This is a genomic window from Psychrobacillus psychrodurans, from assembly GCF_050209195.1.
Taxonomy (GTDB): Bacteria; Bacillota; Bacilli; order Bacillales_A; family Planococcaceae; genus Psychrobacillus; species Psychrobacillus psychrodurans.
Genome location: NZ_CP189791.1, coordinates 2727975 through 2740576 on the forward strand (window position 1 = coordinate 2727975; position 12602 = coordinate 2740576).

Genomic DNA, 12602 nt, shown 5'->3' on the forward strand with positions numbered 1-12602 from the left:
CCTTCTTTTAATCCATTATAGTTACGTCTACTATTTCATCTAGCTTTAATGATAACAAATAAAATGGATCTTGCAATTCGATTTCTCGCTTCTGCAAATTCACACTTTCTACCGTTCCTCTGTTGTATATAAATTCTCCATTTTTCCATCTTTTAATTTTCGTATCAGCTTTACTTATAATGGCTGCATCCAAAGTATATTGAATGGCATCATAATCCCATTCGTCTAATTCTGGTCTGGGTTCTTTTTTTATTTCCTGGTTATATTCTTTCAACATCGCTACATGTTCGGTTAACATCATGCCTTGCCATTTCATCATACCGCGATCTCTAATCAAACGTTCCACTCCTATTCTTTATGCCCACCAACCATTTTCGACCGTTTAACTGCAGTTCCTGCTGGAGTATAAGACACAGCTCTTAATAATGCAGCGGATCCATATCGATTTCGAATGTCGTCCATAGCAGTCGCAAGTTTTCTGTTCTTCCAGTTTTTCTTTTCAAATAAACTTAGCTGCATGGAGTGTTCATCTTCTAATTTTGTTATGGAGATGGATATATGTCTTACAGGATTTTTATTGTAATTTTCTTTCAACAAATCTAAGCAAACATTATAAATTTTCATGGTATCATTTGTAGCATCTTGTATTGTTCTAGCTCTCTGAAATCCTCCGCCAAATGCATTTTTACTATAACCAATTCCTAATGAAATAGTTCTAGCTGCTTGGAGTGTATCTCTTGCCCGCTTTGCCACGTCTTCACACATTTCAAGTATGACCGCTTTTACTTCTTCAATTTTATTGTAGTCACGCATGAGGATTTGGCTTTTGCCAAAACTGACTTGTCTTTCAACCGAAGGTGAGCTCATATCGGATAGATCGATTCCGTGTGCATGATGAAATAATTGATTCCCCATAACACCAAATTTATCTTCCAGTAACTCTAATGGAGTCCTAGCTAATTGTCCGATACTGAATATACCCATATTGTTTAAAGTCTTTTCTGTTCCTCGACCAATACCCCACATTTCTGTTAACGGAGTTACTGGCCATAATTTAGTTTGAACATCTTCATACGTCCATTTAGCAAAGCCGGTTTTCTTAGCATCTAGATCTAGCGCCAATTTTGCCATTAACATATTTGGTCCCATTCCAGCAGATGAATGTAGTTGTAAGGTCTCTAATATTTCTTTTTGAATTTCTTTTACTGTATTTTCTGGAGATCCCCAAAGCTTTTCAGTTCCAGTTAAATCGATGAAACTTTCATCCACACTGTATACATGAACGGCTTCTGGTGGAACATATTTGTGGAGGATATTTGTAACTGCCATACTCATTTCAAGGAAGTACTGCATTTTCGGTTCAAACAATCGTATATCTGGATGACTAGGTATTTCATGTAACCTTGTGGATGCCGTTTTAACTCCAAATCGTTTTTTCATAGGTGGAGATGCTGCCAATACAACAGCACCTTTTTGATCAAAATTCCCAACAATTGCAATTGGCACTGTTCTAACATCTAAATCATGTAATACTGCAATGCAAGACGCATAAAAGCTCATCATATCTATACAAGCAATTAAGCGGTTAGGTAATGCGCTATAATCAATCATTGGATTATTTGCAAAGTTCTTGGGGATGATTTAATGAAATCGATGTAACCATTTTCCCTCATATTATCTAGATGTTTATGAATTGTCGAAGATGACTTTATTCCAACAGCATTGCCGACCTCTCTCATTGATGGAGAATATTTATTTTCTGCTAAAAAGTGTTTGATGTATTCATAAATTTCTTTTTGACGACTATTCACACTACCTCACGCTCCTTGTAGATGATGGGAACAAATGCTAGTACATTTTCAACTTTAAAAGTCCTTTTGGTATTTCGTAAAAAACAATACGCTTTAAACGTATTGCCCTCCACAGATATTACCTTTACTCTTCGCTTACTGATTTCACCATTATTTTTCATGTAAATCATTTCAATAATTTGATTGAGTTGCATGGATTTTAAAATATTTATACGCACATCTGTTCCCTCCTTCTTTTGATTAGTATACGAACAATCGTTCCATTTTACAACTAGAAATTTTTGGGCAAATAAAAAAAGCGACCTACCCAATTAAGAGTAAGTCGCTAATTTTAATATTTAATTGTTCCGTTCCTTATTCCCGTTAGCCATCCATGAAGCGCAAAATCAGCGCTTCACCACAGAGAATGAAAATGTGAAAATCGGGTATAGGATACTACGGCTGGCGAAGAAGGTCGATCAACTATGGTGCCATTGAGCCCATCCGTTAGTCTGACTCCGACGACCACGGTGCATCACAGACTGTCGCACTCTATACGAGTAGCACTCATGGGAGATTAATCCTACTCTGGTTATTGCACCAGCCTGCCTTTATTCTTACAAGAATGGAGTTGATTCTTGATTTACCTTGCAACTTAATATAACTCCACTCTAAAGGCTCAGCCTTTTTTTAAAAAAGCTATTTCTGAGTCTCTTTTGTTATGCAATTTTGTTGATTTTGAACATTTTTTAATTTTCATGGGAGTTCAATATGGGCTTGTTATGTTAATTAGATTTTTGTATTTTGTGTAAAAAGTAAATCCAGAAAAAAATCTTCCATTACATTATCATTTTCAGAAAATATATTGTGGTTAGCTACAAGTAAATTTCTTAATATATCATCTAACTTTTGCGATATAGTAACTAATTCAACTTCCGTCCCTTTAAGATATTGACCATGTACCAACGAAGAGCGGTAATTATAAGCCTCTTTAATAAGTTTGAATATACCTTTCTTAGATTCTTCAGAAGTTCCTATCATAATAGCAACTCGTTCAGCTATTTTATGATTAACCTCTGATTTTCCAATTGTAAATAAACATTCTAAAGCCGTACAGTAAGAAACTATTTTCATTGGCAAAACGGAACTATTTCGCGCCCCTATTGCAAAATAGGAGGCTCTCTTCATTCTGTTACTACCCTTAGATTTGTAAAAGTGGTTAGAATTAGTCAGCTTTCCCCCAAAACTTCCTACGCCGTAGTCTTCGAAAGTAGGTGGAATAAAATTGCAGATAGCTGATAATATTTCTGAGTTTGAGAACATTGATTCTTTTTGCTCACAGGAAGAATACGTAAATATTTCTGATAATGAGGCTTTGTAAGTAAATCCTTCTTCAAAATTTTGGTTATATGCAAACAGAAACCCATCTCTCACATAAATGTTATTATCTTTTACTTCCCATAAGTGATGAATGAAATGTTGTGCTTGTCTCAGAAAAAGAAAGGTATGTTCGTTACCTATTTTGTCCATTTCCTCTTTTGTATGTATATCTTTAAATTCACCCTCTATGTAAAAATATACTGTATTCTTAAATTCATCTATGGAGTGAATACCAATAGTAGTGCGCGATAATGATGTTTCCAATGTTTCTGTTAATACTCTAGAACCGTTTGAAATTCTAGCACCTGGGAATATCTCAGTTCCTTTATTTTTGATAGTTTCTAACTTCATATTATGAAGTATAGTAATAAATTTATATTTCATATTTTCCCCCTCTTTCTAAGAATAGAATATTCATTGATAGTTATAATACAACACATTTATTTTTGAGTGATTTTTACATTCAGTGAGTTCTAATTCTTAAACTAACCTATCGTGTTATTTGAGTAAGAAAATCTTACATTTATTAAAATTGTACATGAAAAGACAAATAATAAAAACCCCACTCAAATTAATGAGCAGGGCATGATATTATTTAATATTTAATTTGGCAAGCATTGCTTTAGATGGTGTTTCATATTTAATATGTCCATCCATCTTAGTAACCCACATACCACCACCGACATTATATTGACCGTCGTAATCTTCACGATATCGATACACACGATACTCTTCACCAGGATTAAGAACACGTACCATTTGAAGTTTGCCGTTCGGACCATCTTGCCATAGGTTAATGCGTTTTAGTATAGTAACTTTGCCTATTTGACCTTTTTTAAGTTCCGTCTTACCCCACATTATTTTGTCTGTGGAGGACACACCATCTACTTGTTTAGGTACTAATAAAGCTGTTAAACGCTTACGTACACTATCCATATTTATTCCTGGACAAGAGGTTGCGGTGCCTTTAAATTCATTATGACCAAGTACGTCATCTACTTCTAAACCAAAGTTTTGCATTGCAAGTAAGCATCTTTCTTCAAATGCTCTCTCTTGTGCTGCAGTAAATGCTCCATTACCAACTAAACATATATTGTATATATACGTGTTATGACCACCTACTCCGTTTGTAGGATAGATTGGATCATAGCAGAGCTGAACAGTTCCATCTGGTAAGATGATTTCGTGATATCCACCTTTAGTCCATCCTTTGCTTTTCCAGTAGTTCCAAAATGAGAAATAATCACCACTTGTACCAGCTGAATGGTGCCGTGCTATTTTGGTTATTTGTGATATTTTACGAGTTGTTTTAGAAGGAGCGACTTTGTTTCTTATGTCTTGGATTTTCACCATTTCGCATCTTCCTTTGGTTTGTCGTACCTTAACGTTTGTTTAGAATCCGAAAACCCTTTGGTCACTGGGTCAGTAATTTGATTGTAAAGAGCTATCACAATAAGACCAGACAAAAATGGATTGCTATAGGCTTGTACTACCAAATCCCATAACGAAGTCCAAGTAGTTAGCCCTTCCCAACTAAGACCTGTGTATGCTAGTGCTGGAGTTAAAGCAGTAAGTAGTAGTTGAAATAAAAATACAGGGTTTTTAAAACGTACTTTCCAATTGATTTTCATAAATCATTCCTCCTATTTTAACCAAAATTCTGTTACATAATAATAAAGTAATCCACCAGATGAAAGTAGCCCAAGTAATGCGCCACTCACCTTCATTACAATAGTAGCTATAGTGTTCCATTTGAGCATTTTGAATTCATGGTTTTGTGTAGACCGGGTGCTTTGAATGCCCATAGCTGTCTTTAAAAGTTCAAACAATTTTTCCGTTTGTTTTTCTGTTTGTTCGCGCATCACTTCTCTAGTTTCAGTGCTTGTTTTAAGAATGGTATTTTCTAATTTAATTGACTGTTCTTCAAGTTCTTTTAATCTTTCTTCATGCTTCTGGTCAACCTTTTCTAATGCCCCGATTCGTTCTTCATGATTGTTAATTTTTTCATCATGATCCTTTACTGTCTCGAACATAGACGGTCTACTCCCTTCCGTCATCCCCATACCCCCTACTTTATTGCAAAATAAAAGAACGCTCCTATTGGAACGCTCTTAAGTTGCTGGTACTGCTGCTAATTTAATCCTTTTAATATTTGACCTTTGTATCAAAACGCTTCCTATTAGGATAAACGGTCCATGAATCGTATTAGTTTGAGCCGATATTTCATCAGCATTATAGCTTTCTATATCCGTTAGGTAGACAGCTCCATCCTTTGTAAAGACTTCATACTGTCCTGTTAATTCACCTTCTGGAACAACAATCTTAAATAAATCTTTTGAAAGTACTTCCCCTCCCAAGGAAAGTGTTAATAATCCAGGATTGTTTAACTGCTTACAAAACTCTGCTAAATCTGGACCACCCTGAATATTTATTTTAGAACCATCGTATGTGAGTATGTTGAAATTCATAATAATCTCCTCTCCTATTTAAGCGCAAATTTACCGTTCGCCCATGCTACTATATCTCTTTCAAGTTGAGCTAATTGTGCAGTTAAAGTAGATTGTCCAATATAATTCATATTAGCTACCCAACTTTGTGTTGCTACTGGCATACCTTGTACTTGCAAAGTACTAGCATTTAGTGTGGATTGCACAGTCATTGGCACTTGTATATCTGCTATACCTCCTGTGACACGAAATCCTGCTTGTGCTACTAAATTAGAAGTAGGAATGTAAACTCCGTTTGCTCCACTTGCTCTAAGCCCCATTGAGCCATTTGATATAATACCTAATCCTGCTGCATCGATTGATTGAATTACATGTGAACCGGCAATGGCTGTCACTGTTAAAGTTGAACCAGTTCCCCGACCAACTACAAAAGAATTACCATATACATTTCCACTATCAATAATTACCTCGCCCGGATTATTTAAACTTGTAATACTGACTAGACCTTGTAATTTTAAATTTTGTGCCATCAGACTAATAGCGTAGGCATCTTGGGTTATCATTGATGATACAGTTTGTCCGTTATATTCCGAATAACTAACTTTCGATTGAATTTGACCAGCTTGTATATTAATGGACGATTCTGCATTACCAAGCCTTCCATCTAATTGCGTTACAGATAAATTAATACTATCTGCCTTAATTTCCAATGTTGCAATAGATGAATTAACAGCCTCAACTTCTAGCGTAATTCGTTCGTTGGTCTGCTCAATTCGGGATCTGTATTCCTTAGCATTCTCGTCAATCTCAATCTTTTGTGAAGTTAATATATCCCCTAAAGTACGTGGCATTGTATTACCTAATACCACTAATTTAGTAGCTAATCTCTTTCCACGAATGACAGACTTTTTCGAGAGTACTCTTGTTTGAAACTCGATACCCATAGGCTCGTAAATAAGCCATACTCGCTCACCTAATTCTTTATCGGTCAATTCCACACTATCCAATTCAAATGTGGCTTCTGGATAATCAATTAGGTTTCTTTTCAAATGCTCTAACATAGATTCTGATGTAGTGTACCTATCATCATATATTGGTTCGGCATCGATAATACCGAAAGTCGTATGATTTGGAGAAGTGTAAGTAACCTTTAATCCATTTCCACCATATCCGGTTATTCTAGTGCGTAAATTTGTGGTATCTACTGATTTAGATAGGGCTTGTACGTTGTGACCAAATCGGTATTGAGCGTCATAATCACCGCCTATTTGCTTTGAAAATACAATGTGTTTATTAGGCATTATTTTATATTCACATTCGTATGCTGCACATAATGCTTGAACCAGTTTAATTACATTGTCATTTCCGAAGTTAGCAATGAACTTACTGCCACTTACATCTGTGGAAGAAAACGTCCACCCTGTATTAGTAAACACGAATGCTGCGAACTGATTAAATGTTCGAGTACCTCCGTATATATCTTCTTGTCGTACACCAACTAAATCATAGAATGTTGACATTGCAGTAATATCTTTACGATTACGAACTTCTTTTAATTGTTTAACCCGAAAGTCATAGCCTTCCACACTTGTTATTGACTCTTCTTTTGCTAATTCATACCCTGGATTATTCTCTACAGAAAAAGAAGTAAACTTCACCACTAGGGATCCGTTTACTTCTTCGTCCATTTCAAAGCCTTGTATTTGATTGAGCATTTCTGTCTGATTATCTTTCGTGACGGTTAACACATAACATCACCTACTTTCATTCCATAAGAAAAAAGCACAACCCATGTGAGTCATGCCTTTGTTTATTAAGCAATAGAACCAATTGTGAAACCATCGATACTCTCGATTTTACCTCTCCACCAATTACCTTGGTCAGGAACTGCAACATCACCAAAATGATATTTTGCATTTTTGAGATGGATAAAATTAAACTTTTTAGGTTCATCTTCATTTAGTTTTTCTTCTAATAAAAATTTCTCGTGATTTTCTTGAAGTTTATTAAATACTTCTGAAAAAACATCACGATATTTGCCTGTAGCATTATCTTCGATAAATTGTTTTGTACCACTTAAATATTTTTCATAATTTATCAATGTACCTGTAACAATCGATCCTTTTACATTTAAAGTAATACTAACTTCAATACCAAATTCAGAACTTGCCATCTCATTTAACAAATTTAAAATAATATCTTTTTCCATCAAACATTCCTCCTCTTTTATCTCATATTTCCACAATTCGACATAAGAGGAAAGGAATCCTTCTAAACTATTAAATATTTATTACGACGCTTTATGTTCCAAATAGGCTGTTCATTTCGACTTAATGAGCTTTAAAAATTTTTTCGTAAATAACTTTCGAAAAACTAATTCCCTTTTGATCTACAAATTTCGCGAAAATTTTCGATATTATTAAAATAATAGTTATCGAACAAGCAAAAGTTAATATAAAGTTAATATGATAAGGAAGGAACCTAGAAAGTTTTATAGATAGATAACCAGAAAAAGAAAAAAGAATTATGAAATGTAATAAATACATAGAAAAAGAAATTTCACCCAAAAACAATAAAGTTCTATGAGAGAATATTTTTTTAAAATTCTTCGAACTTAATACCACAAATATAATAATTGTTGCACCGATTAGATGAAAAATAGTCATAGATCCATGTCTACCACCAAGAAAGTCAAAAGTTAAATAACTATAAATATTTTTATCGGTTGCGATTACAGTTGGAAAAGATCCAAAAAATAAACCACATAAAAGTAGCATAAGTTTTATTGTTTTATTTTTTATAAAAACAAACACTACGGTTTTATTATTATACAAATCACTTAATACCATTCCAAAAATAAACGCAACATAGTAAGTATCTATAAAAAACCAAATTAAGATAATATACAAAATATATCTATTACGAAGTTGCCCGAATAATAATGCCATAGCAAACACTAAGAGTGATCCAAAAAATTCTATTTTCATTGTCCATAAAACAGGATTATAGGATATTGTATCAACACCATAAATAAATGTGTCGATTAAAGATTTTTTCAACATATCAATGAAGGAAGCTTCAAAATTATAGTAATTTGGCAAATACCAGTAAGCCTTTGTATAGTTTGCTAGTCCTTCATTAAAAAATAAATTAGCTTTAAGTAAACAGTAAGCTATAACGCAAGAAAATGTGACTGGAATGACTAACCTTACATATCTTCTAATACCTGAGGATACTATGAAACTATAATCCTTAGAAGAAAAAAATTTAGTAGATAATACAAAGCCACTTAATACAAAAAAAATTGAAACAGCAAAGTAACCATTCCAGAATAAATTGAAAGGCGTATCAGCTAACCTCACATCTATTAATCCATCAAAATGGGAATCTTTTACACTCCCGGTAAATACTGATGGGTAGTATGCACAAAGATAATGTCCGACCACCACAACTAATGCAGCTAGTCCGCGAATACCGTCTAGCCATTTCAAATTATTCACTTTACAGCCTCCTAAATATTTAACAAGATATTCGATATATTATTTCTTTTTAATTCTACATTAAAAAGAAACATTTACAATCCAATATACTAGTGAAATAATACTAAGTGCTGCACAAATCTGTGAAAATATACTCTGATAATTAAGAAAGGAGCTTTATCTTGCAAAATCAAGTACAAAAAAAACAAAAACTCGATTCAATTGACATGATGAGAGGACTAGCAATATTACTAGTAATATTGGTACATACCGCTCAGCGTGTAGAAGGTGATGTGCTTTTACGTCCTTTCGCCGATTATGGTCAAATGGGTGTTCAACTTTTTTTTATAGCTTCGGCTTTTACACTATGCTACAGTATGGATTCTAGAAACTCGAGAAATTCTTCCAAATTTGCTTTAAGGAATTTTTACATTCGACGTTTTTTTCGTATTGCTCCGTTATATTATTTTGGTATTATTCTATACTTCATTGTTACGAGTATAAATACAACAATATGGGTAAGTAATAAAAATCCAATTGATATTCTCCTAAACATTTTTTTATTAAATGGCTTATTTGAAACCGCAAATAATAGCGTTGTACCAGGAGGCTGGTCTATTGGAACTGAAATCTTATTTTATCTCTTATTCCCATTATTGTTCTCAATTTTTATCAGATTACAAAGAATATTCAAATACGCATATTTAGTCTTACCACTCTGTTCTCTAATTTTCTCGTTACTTATTCAACGGATTTTTTACATACTAAATTCACCTGAAGAATTTTATAACAATAGTTTCTTTTATTACAATATAACTAACCAGCTTCCAGTATTCTGTATCGGTATTGCGTTATATATTGCCTATAGTAATGAGTTAATTCCAAAGTTCAAAAAAACGACATGTATAATTTTTATTCTTCTATTTTCATTAATTTCTTGGTACTTAATGTCAAATGGTCAATTTATGGAGTCTTCATACATTGTTATCTTCCCATTCATTTCTAGTATTTCTTTTGTTTTTATTTTTATTCTTTTACAAAGTTACAGTGTAATAAAAACAAACTTCTTTACTCGAATAGGAATTGTCTCATATTCTAGTTATATAGTTCATTTCGTATTTACGTTCTATTTAACAAGTAATCTTTCTGACCTTTTAGGATTTATACCTTCAGATATAAGACTTCTAATTATTTATTGTATTGTTGTGGTACTTACGTATATTACTTCTAAAATGTTTCACAAGTATATTGAACTTTATGGGATAAAAATAGGAAGAAAACTTATATCTTCACTTGACAATAGAGTTAAATAAAGTAGAAGTTCAAATCTATAGCCATATGAAGAAGTGATTCTATAATCGCTTCTTCTTTTTAATAATTAACTAATCTGTGTTTTGAAAGAATCATATTTGATTCATTTTCAGTAATATAAAAAGGTACATAGCTTCTAACCTTAGATTCATTTATTCGATTCAAAATCCACATATTTAAGATAAATTCGTACAAATTAAAGACCTCCATTCATAATAGTATCCATCAAATTAATTAATGCTTTTTCTGTTGCTTGAAGTCTCGCATTTACTAAAGTATTTTCATCTAAATCATATTCATCCCCTTCAGAGAGTTTAAAAAGCGAAAAATCTTTGACGCCACGAAACTTGAAAATTTCTAAATCATCGTCGAATCCAAAAATATAGTCACTTCCTTTAAATATTTTCTCTGCTTCATACCATTTACCATGTACTTCAATTTTCTTCATCTAATAACACCCCCCGAATCCGTAATCTCCATTATTGTTGATTGTGGTTGTGTATAACCCTTGCCAACTACTCCAACTTGAATTACCTTTAAACCAATTGAATTTGCATTACCTGGCAACCATGATGTTGAGTTAACTCTAGAATTTCTAACTTCTAAAGCAACTCCCTTATTACTACATAAACATCCTACACATGTCCCTGTGGAACCAACTTCAAATAGAAACCCTATTTTAACTGAACTCTCAACCGTGTCTCTACACCAACCAAAAAAAACGAAAGAACTATTTATGGCATAGAAACCTGATCTTTCACTCCCACTGTAAGTTGATTTCAATGAAAAAACATCGATACCATTTCTACAATTATTGATGAAAAGAGAATCAATTCCATATGAATCTGAACTGTCAGTATTTTGAACATCAGATAATCCGTCATATGCGGTGATAACGATTCTACCAGGTCCATAAAAACCTTCCATTTTTATTTGACCCTCTGACGAATAATCACCAGGTAAAATTCTTATTTTTGCAGTTCCTCTAATATATTTTTTTAACTTATTTATAGCTGTTTGTATATTTCGAAAAGCACCAGTTCTGTTATCAATAGTACCTAGATTATTATCATCACCGTCAGGTCTAACATAATAGGTCACTCCTTGCTGAGAGTGTGACATAGTTTCAGCCAAATGATTAGTAAGAGTATCATCAACATCTTCCAATTCTAATTTAGTAGCTAACCCAGATAGGTCTGGATTTGGAATCACAAGTGTGACATTTCCATTTTCAGGTTCAATACCATTTACGGAAGTAACGGTGCCTGTTCCAGTTCCATCCACACCACCAATTGCAACTACTCCCCAAAATGGAGAATCAGTCGTTCCAGTAGGTTCATTACCTAATGTTGGTTGCAAAGCGATATATGAGTTTTTATCTTTCCGTACTATATTGTTCTTTAGATATTGTGTTTCCGCATTATACGGAGCGATATATTCTAAATTTAATACATTTGGTAAAACTAGATTAATAGCTTCAGTAGCGTTTGTTGCCACTCTAGTTGCAGTTTCAGCGTTTTGAATAGCAGTAGATGTATATATCTCTCGTTCTTCTTCCGCTTGATTACGAGCCGTTTCAGCAGTCTGTCTAGCACTCTCTGATTCAACCCTGGTCGATTCATTTGAAACACGATCACCTTCAGAAGTTACCCTGCTTGTTTCTGCCCCTACACGTTCCGTTTCAGCAGTGACACGGTTGCTTTCTGCTGTAACACGTAACGCTTCAGCCACGGCCGTTTCTGTCGCTACTCTTTTAGCTTCTTCCAAAATAACTGGTCCTTGACCAAGAACCAACTCAATCAATGTCTGCTCATCTGTGGATGGAACATAATCCTTCACAGGATCCTTTAAAACTTTATAAGTAAATGGCAAAGTTGAAACTCTTCCGTCTGCATCATACAACTGGATAGCTACATCTACTGTGCCAGGTACTAATAATTCAGTTGAACCTAACGCAAAAGTAACTTGGTTAGTTCCTGTTAACTCTCCTAAAGTCATTACAGAGACTTTGTCAGGTCGAACACTAGCCAATGTGAATGTTGAGACACTGGATAGAGCAAATTCTTGCCCGTCATCATAAACATTTAGTATGAAAGTTACTTCATCATTTTGAGTTACGATAGGTTCATTAATTAAATTTCTTACTTTAAAATCGACATCAAGAGTGAATGTATTTTGTAATGGCATTTAGACAA

At 33.7% G+C, this 12602-nt stretch carries 15 protein-coding genes; 1 reads left to right on the plus strand and 14 read right to left on the minus strand.

From position 1 onward, the window contains the following. Positions 1 to 7 precede the first annotated feature (7 nt). The 12 genes from ACQCPR_RS13295 to ACQCPR_RS13350 form a co-directional block, all read right to left on the minus strand. Positions 8 to 337, minus strand: a complete 330-nt coding sequence (locus ACQCPR_RS13295; protein WP_427137202.1) for a YolD-like family protein — start codon at positions 335 to 337, stop codon at positions 8 to 10. A gap of 11 nt (positions 338 to 348) precedes the next feature. Then, entirely contained in the window at positions 349 to 1611 is a 1263-nt protein-coding gene (locus ACQCPR_RS13300; protein WP_427137203.1) for a DNA polymerase thumb domain-containing protein, read from the minus strand. Continuing rightward, entirely contained in the window at positions 1608 to 1811 is a 204-nt protein-coding gene (locus ACQCPR_RS13305) for a hypothetical protein (RefSeq protein ID WP_427137204.1), read from the minus strand. The genes ACQCPR_RS13300 and ACQCPR_RS13305 overlap by 4 nt, the downstream gene beginning before the upstream one ends. Then, complete coding sequence (locus ACQCPR_RS13310) at positions 1808 to 2029, minus strand: transcriptional regulator (protein ID WP_427137205.1); 222 nt, start codon at positions 2027 to 2029, stop codon at positions 1808 to 1810. The genes ACQCPR_RS13305 and ACQCPR_RS13310 overlap by 4 nt, the downstream gene beginning before the upstream one ends. A gap of 550 nt (positions 2030 to 2579) precedes the next feature. Beyond that, positions 2580 to 3554 carry a hypothetical protein gene (locus ACQCPR_RS13315; RefSeq protein ID WP_427137206.1) on the minus strand — a complete coding sequence of 325 codons (975 nt, stop codon included), beginning with the start codon at positions 3552 to 3554 and terminating at the stop codon, positions 2580 to 2582. Between the two features lie 207 nt (positions 3555 to 3761). Continuing rightward, positions 3762 to 4523 (minus strand): peptidoglycan recognition protein family protein, encoded by a 762-nt coding sequence (locus tag ACQCPR_RS13320; RefSeq protein ID WP_427137207.1) that lies wholly within the window; start codon positions 4521 to 4523, stop codon positions 3762 to 3764. Continuing rightward, positions 4517 to 4801 carry a phage holin gene (locus ACQCPR_RS13325; protein ID WP_427137208.1) on the minus strand — a complete coding sequence of 95 codons (285 nt, stop codon included), beginning with the start codon at positions 4799 to 4801 and terminating at the stop codon, positions 4517 to 4519. Before ACQCPR_RS13325 ends, ACQCPR_RS13320 begins: the two co-directional genes overlap by 7 nt. Before the next feature lie 12 nt (positions 4802 to 4813). After that, positions 4814 to 5227, minus strand: a complete 414-nt coding sequence (locus tag ACQCPR_RS13330) for a hypothetical protein (protein ID WP_427137209.1) — start codon at positions 5225 to 5227, stop codon at positions 4814 to 4816. Between the two features lie 54 nt (positions 5228 to 5281). Further along, complete coding sequence (locus ACQCPR_RS13335; RefSeq protein ID WP_427137210.1) at positions 5282 to 5638, minus strand: hypothetical protein; 357 nt, start codon at positions 5636 to 5638, stop codon at positions 5282 to 5284. Between the two features lie 14 nt (positions 5639 to 5652). Then, positions 5653 to 7365, minus strand: coding sequence for a phage tail protein (locus ACQCPR_RS13340; protein ID WP_427137211.1), 1713 nt, complete (start codon positions 7363 to 7365; stop codon positions 5653 to 5655). Between the two features lie 65 nt (positions 7366 to 7430). Beyond that, a complete protein-coding gene (gene gvpU, locus ACQCPR_RS13345; RefSeq protein ID WP_427137212.1) occupies positions 7431 to 7826 on the minus strand; it encodes a gas vesicle accessory protein GvpU in 396 nt (131 codons plus the stop codon). A gap of 121 nt (positions 7827 to 7947) precedes the next feature. Next, positions 7948 to 9117, minus strand: coding sequence for an acyltransferase family protein (locus ACQCPR_RS13350; RefSeq protein WP_427137213.1), 1170 nt, complete (start codon positions 9115 to 9117; stop codon positions 7948 to 7950). A gap of 206 nt (positions 9118 to 9323) precedes the next feature. On the opposite strand from ACQCPR_RS13350, the gene ACQCPR_RS13355 reads away from it, so the two are divergent. After that, a complete protein-coding gene (locus tag ACQCPR_RS13355; RefSeq protein WP_427138946.1) occupies positions 9324 to 10409 on the plus strand; it encodes an acyltransferase family protein in 1086 nt (361 codons plus the stop codon). Positions 10410 to 10603: 194 nt separating this feature from the next. Here the strand turns inward: ACQCPR_RS13355 and ACQCPR_RS13360 are convergent, their stop codons facing one another. Together ACQCPR_RS13360 and ACQCPR_RS13365 are read right to left on the minus strand one after the other, a co-directional pair. After that, positions 10604 to 10855 carry a hypothetical protein gene (locus ACQCPR_RS13360; RefSeq protein WP_427137214.1) on the minus strand — a complete coding sequence of 84 codons (252 nt, stop codon included), beginning with the start codon at positions 10853 to 10855 and terminating at the stop codon, positions 10604 to 10606. Further along, positions 10852 to 12594 (minus strand): hypothetical protein, encoded by a 1743-nt coding sequence (locus ACQCPR_RS13365; RefSeq protein WP_427137215.1) that lies wholly within the window; start codon positions 12592 to 12594, stop codon positions 10852 to 10854. Before ACQCPR_RS13365 ends, ACQCPR_RS13360 begins: the two co-directional genes overlap by 4 nt. Between the last annotated feature and the right edge of the window lie 8 nt (positions 12595 to 12602).

Excerpts from the sequence above, each read along its gene's own strand:
- ACQCPR_RS13320 (WP_427137207.1), bottom strand. The coding sequence starts at position 4,523 with ATGGTGAAAATCCAAGACATAAGAAACAAAGTCGCTCCTTCTAAAACA.
- ACQCPR_RS13360 (WP_427137214.1), bottom strand. The coding sequence starts at position 10,855 with ATGAAGAAAATTGAAGTACATGGTAAATGGTATGAAGCAGAGAAAATA.
- ACQCPR_RS13355 (WP_427138946.1), top strand. The coding sequence starts at position 9,324 with ATGATGAGAGGACTAGCAATATTACTAGTAATATTGGTACATACCGCT.
- ACQCPR_RS13300 (WP_427137203.1), bottom strand. The coding sequence starts at position 1,611 with ATGATTGATTATAGCGCATTACCTAACCGCTTAATTGCTTGTATAGAT.
- ACQCPR_RS13365 (WP_427137215.1), bottom strand. The coding sequence starts at position 12,594 with ATGCCATTACAAAATACATTCACTCTTGATGTCGATTTTAAAGTAAGA.
- ACQCPR_RS13325 (WP_427137208.1), bottom strand. The coding sequence starts at position 4,801 with ATGAAAATCAATTGGAAAGTACGTTTTAAAAACCCTGTATTTTTATTT.
- ACQCPR_RS13335 (WP_427137210.1), bottom strand. The coding sequence starts at position 5,638 with ATGAATTTCAACATACTCACATACGATGGTTCTAAAATAAATATTCAG.
- ACQCPR_RS13330 (WP_427137209.1), bottom strand. The coding sequence starts at position 5,227 with ATGACGGAAGGGAGTAGACCGTCTATGTTCGAGACAGTAAAGGATCAT.
- gvpU (WP_427137212.1), bottom strand. The coding sequence starts at position 7,826 with ATGGAAAAAGATATTATTTTAAATTTGTTAAATGAGATGGCAAGTTCT.
- ACQCPR_RS13315 (WP_427137206.1), bottom strand. The coding sequence starts at position 3,554 with ATGAAATATAAATTTATTACTATACTTCATAATATGAAGTTAGAAACT.